The organism is uncultured Cyclobacterium sp. (assembly GCF_963976465.1).
In the GTDB taxonomy this organism is placed as follows: Bacteria; Bacteroidota; Bacteroidia; order Cytophagales; family Cyclobacteriaceae; genus Cyclobacterium.
The window spans coordinates 1-8,554 of the sequence record NZ_CAXBOC010000216.1 but is presented as its reverse complement, the minus strand read 5'-3'; the positions used below and the strand labels follow the sequence as shown (position 1 = coordinate 8,554).

Sequence of the window (8,554 nt, the reverse complement as noted above, 5' to 3'; positions counted from 1 at the left end):
TTTCAAAAAATAATGCTTCACTTCAAAATCTATCCGAGGAAAGCACGGAGGCTATCAATATTGACCCTCAAACTTTTTTATTGGCAGAAAAGGAGTTGGATGCGGTAATATTGGATGTACGAACCAAAGAAGAAGTGGCCCAAGGCTTAATTCCGGGAGCAGTAAATATGGATTTTCTTCAAGAAGGTTTTGCTGACAAGATAGCTTCACTAGATAAAAATCAGAAAGTGCTGGTATATTGTAAAGTAGGGGGCAGGAGTAAGAAGGCCGCTGATTTATTGATAAAAAAAGGATTTAGTCAAGTGTTCAATTTAGAAGGAGGGTATGATCATTGGAAAAAGAATGGCTACCCTGTTAAGAAATAACTGCACTTTTTTAATAAATTATACAATCACTTTTGCAGACAGCTATATGAAATTGAAAATTGTTCAGGAGGACCCATGGTTAGAGGATTACAAAGAAGAAATTTACCAAAGATGGGTTAGGTTTCAAAGGGCATATGATGAAATTAAAACACCCAATAAAGGACTAAAGGAATTTGCCTCGGGTCATGAGTATTTTGGGATTAATTTTGACAAGTCTAAGCAGGCATGGGTTTATAGGGAATGGGCCCCGGAAGCCAAAGCTTTATTTTTGATTGGTGATTTTAATAATTGGGACAGAAATAGCCATCCCCTTAAAATGGATGAATGGGGTGTCTGGGAAATTGAATTGCCATATGATACATACAAAGACAAACTTGTTCATGAAAGTTTGGTGAAAGTACACGTCATTTCAGATAAGGGAGGCTTAGACCGTATACCTGCTTATATCAGAAGGGTGGTTCAGGATGAAACTAGTAAAGATTTTACAGGCCAAATATGGTCTCCTGAAAAACCTTTTATTTGGACGGATAGGGATTTTATTCCAGCCTACAACAAAGAAGGCTTGTTGATATATGAATGTCATGTTGGCATGGGCCTTGAAGAGGAAACCGTAGGTACTTATGTGGATTTTGCGGATAAAATATTACCAAAAATCAAGGCCCTTGGATACAATGCTATTCAACTAATGGCAGTAATGGAACATCCCTATTACGGCTCTTTTGGCTATCATGTCTCTAACTTTTTCTGTCCTTCTAGCAGATTTGGAACTCCTGAAGATTTGAAGTATCTCGTCAATAAGGCACATCAAATTGGCTTAGCAGTCATTATGGATGTGGTGCATTCTCATGCCGTCCAGAATGTCTCAGAAGGCTTGAACGCGTTTGATGGATCAGACCATCAGTATTTTCATTCCGGTTCTAGAGGTTACCATGAGGTATGGGACTCTAAGTTATTCGATTATGGGAAGTGGGAAGTCAAACGATTTTTACTTTCTAACTTAAAATATTGGTTGGAAGAATTTCATTTTGATGGTTTTAGGTTCGATGGGGTTACTTCCATGTTGTATTTTCATCACGGATTAACCACTTTTGATCATTTTGAGAAGTATTTCTTGAAAGATGTAGATTGGGATGCTATTACTTATTTGCAATTGGCAAATAGCCTTATAAAGGAGGTGAAACCTTCAGCCATTTCCATTGCCGAAGATGTAAGTGGCATGCCGGGCTTGTGCAGGTTGCCTGAAGAAGGTGGTGTAGGATTTGATTATAGGCTTGCTATGGGGGTGCCTGATTTTTACATCAAAATGCTTAAGGAAAAGAAAGACGAAGAATGGGATGTTCTTGAGTTTTGGAAAGAATTAAGTGACCGTCGGTATAAGGAAAAAACAATAGCCTATGCCGAATCCCATGATCAAGCTTTGGTAGGGGATAAATCCATCGCTTTTTGGCTTATGGATAAGGAGATGTATTTTCATATGCAAGTGGGGGATGAGAATATCGTTATTGATAGAGGAATAGCTTTACATAAATTACTAAGACTATTCACCATTGGCCTTGGAGGAGAGGGCTACTTAAATTTTATGGGAAATGAATTTGGTCATCCAGAATGGGTAGATTTTCCAAGAGAAGGGAATAATTGGAGCTATAAGTATGCACGAAGGCAGTGGAGCCTGGCAGAAGATAAAGACCTAAAATATCAATTTTTGCTTCACTGGGACAAATCCATGCTTGCTCTTATTAAAAAGCAAAGGGTGCTGTGCGCGCCTTTTGCCGATCAGGTGCATGCTGATCCGGCGAATAAGGTGATTGTCTTTCGAAGAGCTGGCTTGTTGTTTGCATTTTCTTTTAACCCACTGGTGTCCATTGCTGATTACAAATTTAAAGCACCGGAAATGGGCCAATACAGGCTTGTCCTGAATTCAGATGACAAGCAGTATGGAGGGTTTGGCCGGATAGACAATACCCTGGCATATTTTACAGACCAAAAGCAACAGTTAAGCATCTATATGACCAACAGAACTGCACTGGTTTTTGAAAAATTCGATTAAGGTTTAATCCAATTAATATTTGGCAAGCAGTTATATTATGAGGAAATCAGTTAATAATTATTGGTCTTGCACCTTTTTTGATTAATATTACCTTTGAATATTTAATACGACGCTATGGCAGTAAATATCGTGATCGCTGGTGCAGGAGATATGGGTTTTCACCTGGCAGAACAGCTTTATTACGAAAGTAAGAATATTATATTAATCGATTTGGACAAAGATGTTTTGGACAATATTGGTTCCAGACTTGATGTGTTGACCATAGAAGGAGATTCGGCTTCAATTGATGTTTTAAAAAAGGCAAACATTCACAATGCAGAATTGATGTTGGCTGTTACTACCTCAGAAAAAACCAATATTTGTACGGCTGTACTAGCCAAACAATTGGGGGCTAAAAAAGTAATAGCTAGGGTGAGAAATCATGATTATTTATACCCTGAGAATAAAGTGTATTTCGAAAACCTCGGGATAGACTCTATCATTTCTCCCTCTATGCTATGTAGTAAGGAGATATCACGGTTGATGAAACGTTCAAGCTTTTCGGATGTGATTGAATTTGAAGACGGAAGGTTGAGTGTAGTAGGCATTACTCTGGACAGATATTCACCATTGATCAATAGAAAGCTCTCTGATACCCGTACCGACCCGATTTTTAAAGAAATTAGAATTATTGCCATTGTCCGGGACCAAAGAACCATTATCCCCAGGGGAGACACTTTTATACGAAACAATGATCACGTTTTTTTTATTTCCAATAATAAATCTGTAAATACCGTTAAAGACCTTGTACATCATAAAGAAAAAGATATTCATGATGTGATGCTTATTGGAGGTGACGACTTGGCCTATTCAACAGCTAGAGAATTAGAGGGTGATTATGGAGTAACTTTGATCCATAATGAAAAAGAGCGGTGTAAATGGCTTGCAGAAAGATTGGATAATGCCCTGATTATTCACGGAGATTATAAAAACATCAATCTCTTGATTGAGGAAGGTCTGGAAACTATGGATGGTTTTTTAGCTTTGACAGACAGTTCGGAGACAAATATCATTACCAGTCTAAGCGCCAAGAACCATGGCGTTTACAAAACCATTGCCCATGTAGATACCAGGGAATACATCCATATTTCCCATAGTATAGGTGTAGATTCGCTAATAAATAAAAAGTTGGTGGCGGCAAATCACGTAAGTAGGTACTTGAAAAAAGGACAAGTGGAAGCTGTATCGGGGATCCAGGGAGTAGAAGCAGAGTTTGTGCAATACGCCGTAACCAAAAACAATAAATTAACCAAGAAGAACTTGAAGGCCCTACATTTTCCCAGTACAGCTGTGGTAGCAGGTGTGATTAGAGGGGAAGAAGTTTTTATTCCTGATGGTCAATTTCAATTGCAGCTTTATGACAAAGCCATTGTTTTGGCCTTGCCTGAAGCCAAACCTGTACTGGAAAAATTATTTAACTAACCATGATTCATTACAAGGCCATTTTAAAAGTCATGGGAGGATTAATGATGCTCTTGGGGGTGCTGATGTTTCCAAGTGTTGCCTTCTCTTATTATTACCAAAGTGGAGATCAAATTACTTTAATTGGATCAGCATTAATCTGTCTGACCATTGGTGGAACTTTTTTCTTTTCTTTTGCCAAACAAGATCAAAACATTCGGAAAAGGGAAGGCTATATGATCGTTGCATTAAGCTGGATCATTATGTCTGTTTTTGGCATGATGCCTTACCTCTTAAGTGGAAGCATACCCAATTATTCAGATGCCATATTTGAAACCGTCTCAGGATTTACTACCACCGGTGCCTCAATACTTACAGACATAGAAGGGTTGCCGGAAGGGATACTCCTATGGAGAAGCATGACCCAATGGATTGGAGGCTTAGGTATTATAGTGTTGACGGTTGCCATTTTCCCCTTGTTAGGAATCGGGGGAATTGAGCTTTTTGTGGCCGAATCACCTGGACCCACTTCCGATAAAGTACACCCAAGAATCAGAGAGACAGCCAAAAGGCTATGGTTTATTTATTTTGGTCTTACTCTTCTTTTGGTTGTAATTTATTATTTGGAAGGAATGTCGTTTTTTGATGCCATGAATCATTCCCTTACCACCATGTCCACCGGTGGGTTCTCTACAAAAAATGCTAGCATGGCCTTTTTTGATAGTCCAGCCATTCAATATACGGCTGTTTTTTTTATGTTTTTAGCAGGGACAAACTTTACTTTGATCTACTTTGCCTTTAAAGGCCATTTTAGAAGGGTATGGGCCAGTGATGAATTTAGGGCTTATTTTATAAGTGTTTGTTTTTTGGTTATGGGGATTTTTAGTGCAGTGTACTTCTTGGCCGATGATAGCTTTGAAAAATCTTTGCGGGATGTGCTTTTTCAGGTGGTTTCCCTAATAACCACTACAGGTTATGTTACTGCCGATTATACCGGGTATACCAATGGGTTGACCATCATATTCTTTATGATGTTATTTATGGGAGCTTGTGCAGGTTCTACAAGTGGAGGGATAAAATTTATCAGGCACCTTACTTTTGTGAAAAATTCTACCCTCGAATTCAAACGTATCGTGCACCCTAGGGCGGTAGTGCCTTTAAAAATAAATGGAGAAAGAGTAACAGGTAAGGTCATTACCCATATTATGAATTTCCTCTTATTATACCTGATGATATTTGTTTTAGGATCTATCGTGATGTCCATTGCTGGTTACGATATGATTACTTCTTTTGGAGCGGTAGCCACTTCAATGGGAAATGTGGGGCCGGGCATTGGTCGGGTAGGCCCTATAGACAATTTTGCATTCTTTTCTCCATTTGCAAAATTGTTTCTTAGCTTTTTGATGTTGTTGGGAAGATTGGAACTCTTTACTATATTGGTATTATTCACTCCCTATTTTTGGAGAGCCAACTAACTAAACGAATTCAACCATGCAACAAGCCGTAATTGCCGTCTTTACTTATCAAGAATTGGGTTTCAAAGGAAATCCGGCAGCCGTTTTTCTCTGTGATAAAATGTTGGATACAGAGGACATGCAACAAAAAGCAAACGTTATTGGGCTTCCGGCGACCTCCTTTGTTAACATTGACGAAGAAGGTAGATGCAATGTGAGGTGGTTTGCTCCGGATGCTGAAATCAACCTTTGTGGTCATGGTGCTGCTGCTGCAGGAATATTTCTTTCCGATCATTTAAATAAAAAAGATATCATGCTCTGCTATGATGGAGGCGAAATCGTTGTGACGGTGGAAGAAGATTTTTTTCATATGAGCCTTGAAGCCATTCCCATTATCAGGGAGATTCCTGAGTGTCCGGAAGCGATTAGAGAGGGGTTGGGAATACCGGTTGTAGGTATTTATGAGACTGCCAATAAACACCTGATCCTTACCGATTCAGCTAATGCTGTCAAACAAATGAAACCTGACTTTGATAAGTTAAGGGAATCTGAAATATTTGGTTATGCAGTTACTGCCTTAGGAGACAAGGTTGATTTCGTAAGTAGAACACTAGTTCCGCATGTCAATCAATTGGAAGATTATGCCACCGGATCCTCTCATGCCATGCTTGTACCCTTTTGGGCTGCAAGAATAAAAAAAAACGAGATGGTGGCCGATCAATTAAGTGAAAGGGGAGGGCGGTTTTACACCAAAATCAATGGTAAAGAAGTGACCTTGTCGGGTCAGTTTGAAAAGTTAACCTAAAACTTAGTGAATCCGTTTGCAAAAATACCTTATCCAAAGAATTAAAAGATTTTTTGGATTTTATAAAGTTTTTTAAAACTTATCTAAGGGTGATTGTGAAGCACACATCCTTTTTTTTCATGACAGTCTGTCAAGACCTGTAGACAGGTTTTCATTATTTCAATATTCCGTATCAATATTTAAACGAATTCATTCTATATGATTTTTTCAGTATAAATTTCTTTCCTTGGTATAATTATTGCTTTTTTCTTTTGCAAAGTTTTAGAATTTCTAATTTCGACGAAATAAAATATACAATGAAATATCGCAAAATTCTCATTAAATACGGTGGGAATGCAATGGTCAGTGAAGAATTGAAACATGACATTGCTAATAAAATAAAAGTATTGCAAAGCCATGGGATTCAGGTAGTACTGGTTCACGGAGGAGGACCATTTATCAATAAAGCCTTAGCAGAAGCAGGAATAAAATCGGAATTTTTTGATGGTCACAGACACACCAGTTTAGCTGCCATGTGCTGCATAGAAAAGACCTTAAAAGGAGAAGTTAACAGTTCCCTTGTCAATTTAATGAACAAGCAAGGGCTTAAAGCTGTAGGACTCTCAGGAAAAGATGGGAAGTTAGCGATTGCTCAAAAAAGGTGGCATATTCGAAAAGAGGAAAATGGGGAAGAATTAAAAGTGGATCTGGGTCAGGTTGGAGATATAGTTACGGTTAACCCATTGTTAATCGAATCCTTATTGGATAATGCCTTTACTCCGGTAATCACCTGTATAGCCTCGGACGAAGAAGGAAAGGATTACAATATAAATGGAGATGTTTTTGCAGGGAAAATTGCAGCTGCTATCCAAGCAGATGCTTATATTGTATTGACTGATGTAGATGGGCTGTACAAGGAATATCCAAATCCGGACTCAATAATTAGGGAAATAGATACCACTAAAATTCCTGAATTTTATGGTAATGCCATATCCGGAGGTATGATTCCAAAGATCGAATCCTGTGTCAACGCCGTTAAATCAGGCGTTAAAAGTGCAGTAATTTTAAATGGTACCCGTCCTGAACAAATTTCAGATTATCTTATCAAGCATAATTCAATAGGAACAACAATTAAACTTTAAGCATGCATATTTCGAACGAGTATTTGTACGAAGAAGACAAGAAAAATTATTTACCCACTTTCAAACGCTTTCCTCTGGCCTTTATCAAGGGCAAAGGTAGTAGGCTATGGGATGCTGATGGGAAAGAATACATTGATATGCTGGCCGGAATTGCTGTAAATAACTTAGGGCATTGTCACCCTAAGGTAGTAGGTGCTGTCCAAGATCAAGCAGCTGTATTAATGCATATCTCCAATTTTTTCGTTAGTCCTCCCCAAGTTGCTGTCAGCAAATTATTGGTTGATTTGACCGGGTTAAAACATGTGTTTCTTACAAATAGCGGTGCGGAATCTGTTGAAGGAGCCATTAAAATTGCTAGGAAATATGCCAGTACTCACAATAAAGGAGGTGAAATCATCTCCATGAAAAACTCCTTTCATGGACGTACTCTGGCCACTATAGCCACAGGTCAGAAAAAATATCAGCAGGGTTTTGCTCCGATTCCGGAAGGTTTTTCTCAGGTAGCCTTCAATGATATCGACGCCTTGCAAGCAGCCATAAATGAAAATACAGCAGCAGTCATTTTGGAGCCTATTCAAGGAGAGGGAGGAATTATTCCTGCAGAGAAAAAGTATTTGCAACAGGGGCGTGGGTTGTGTGATCGGAACAATGTATTGTTGATTTTTGATGAAATCCAGTGTGGTGTAGGGCGAACAGGTAAAATTTTTGCTAAAGAGCATTTTGGTATTCAGCCCGATATTATGACCCTGGCTAAAGGTCTAGGTGGCGGAGTGCCTATTGGTGCATTTCTTTGCAATGAAAAAGTAGGAAATGCAATAGACTTTGGAGATCATGGTACCACCTTCGGAGGGAATCCTTTGGCTTCGGCGGCTGCATTGGCTACTTTAAAAGCGATACATGAAGAGGGATTGGTTGAAAGAGCCCTTCAAAAAGGAAATTGGATAATAAAAACGATTGAATCTTGGAAAACCAAGCACCCTATGATCAGAGGAGTGAGGGGAATGGGGTTGATGATTGGTATTGTTTTGGATCGCCCGGCGGCCCCTTTGGTAAAAGCACTTTTGGATGATGGAATTATAGTGAATGGAACTGCCGAATCAGTGATTCGGCTTGTTCCCCCTCTCAATATACCAGATGAAGATGTGGATACAGTTTTGGGAAAATTGGAAAGATTAATTGAATCAATTGAGCAAAATGAGAAAAAGTAAATATAAAGTTAGCATAGTAGGGGCATCCGGCTATACGGGGTCTGAATTGGCGCGGATTCTAATTCATCACCCTGAAGTGGAAATCGTAAGTATCACCTCCGAAAGTCATAAGGG

At 39.0% G+C, this 8,554-nt stretch carries 7 protein-coding genes and 1 pseudogene; all 8 read left to right on the top strand.

Annotated features, from left to right (window positions below; all coding sequences use genetic code 11):
• The coding region (locus AAC037_RS13085) for a rhodanese-like domain-containing protein (protein WP_339903413.1) at positions 1-365 on the top strand (365 nt) is incomplete at its 5' end.
• Between the two features lie 46 nt (positions 366-411).
• The gene (locus AAC037_RS13080) at positions 412-2,412 is read left to right on the top strand and encodes an alpha-amylase family glycosyl hydrolase (RefSeq protein WP_339903412.1); all 2,001 of its coding nucleotides are present in this window, start codon (positions 412-414) and stop codon (positions 2,410-2,412) included.
• Positions 2,413-2,526: 114 nt separating this feature from the next.
• Positions 2,527-3,873, top strand: a complete 1,347-nt coding sequence (gene trkA, locus AAC037_RS13075) for a Trk system potassium transporter TrkA (RefSeq protein ID WP_339903411.1) — start codon at positions 2,527-2,529, stop codon at positions 3,871-3,873.
• Between the two features lie 2 nt (positions 3,874-3,875).
• Positions 3,876-5,327 (top strand): potassium transporter TrkG, encoded by a 1,452-nt coding sequence (locus tag AAC037_RS13070; protein WP_339903410.1) that lies wholly within the window; start codon positions 3,876-3,878, stop codon positions 5,325-5,327.
• Positions 5,328-5,343: 16 nt separating this feature from the next.
• Positions 5,344-6,111, top strand: coding sequence for a PhzF family phenazine biosynthesis protein (locus tag AAC037_RS13065; protein ID WP_339903409.1), 768 nt, complete (start codon positions 5,344-5,346; stop codon positions 6,109-6,111).
• A 296-nt stretch (positions 6,112-6,407) separates the two neighbouring features.
• Positions 6,408-7,232, top strand: coding sequence for an acetylglutamate kinase (gene argB / locus AAC037_RS13060; protein WP_339903408.1), 825 nt, complete (start codon positions 6,408-6,410; stop codon positions 7,230-7,232).
• A 2-nt stretch (positions 7,233-7,234) separates the two neighbouring features.
• Positions 7,235-8,440: an aspartate aminotransferase family protein gene (locus AAC037_RS13055; protein ID WP_339903407.1), complete on the top strand. Its 1,206-nt coding sequence runs from the start codon at positions 7,235-7,237 to the stop codon at positions 8,438-8,440.
• Positions 8,427-8,554, top strand: a pseudogene (locus AAC037_RS13050) (N-acetyl-gamma-glutamyl-phosphate reductase); the annotation flags it as partial. The gene AAC037_RS13055 and the pseudogene AAC037_RS13050, both read left to right, overlap by 14 nt.

Excerpts from the sequence above, each read along its gene's own strand:
- AAC037_RS13065 (WP_339903409.1), top strand. The coding sequence starts at position 5,344 with ATGCAACAAGCCGTAATTGCCGTCTTTACTTATCAAGAATTGGGTTTC.
- AAC037_RS13055 (WP_339903407.1), top strand. The coding sequence starts at position 7,235 with ATGCATATTTCGAACGAGTATTTGTACGAAGAAGACAAGAAAAATTAT.
- AAC037_RS13080 (WP_339903412.1), top strand. The coding sequence starts at position 412 with ATGAAATTGAAAATTGTTCAGGAGGACCCATGGTTAGAGGATTACAAA.
- AAC037_RS13070 (WP_339903410.1), top strand. The coding sequence starts at position 3,876 with ATGATTCATTACAAGGCCATTTTAAAAGTCATGGGAGGATTAATGATG.
- trkA (WP_339903411.1), top strand. The coding sequence starts at position 2,527 with ATGGCAGTAAATATCGTGATCGCTGGTGCAGGAGATATGGGTTTTCAC.
- argB (WP_339903408.1), top strand. The coding sequence starts at position 6,408 with ATGAAATATCGCAAAATTCTCATTAAATACGGTGGGAATGCAATGGTC.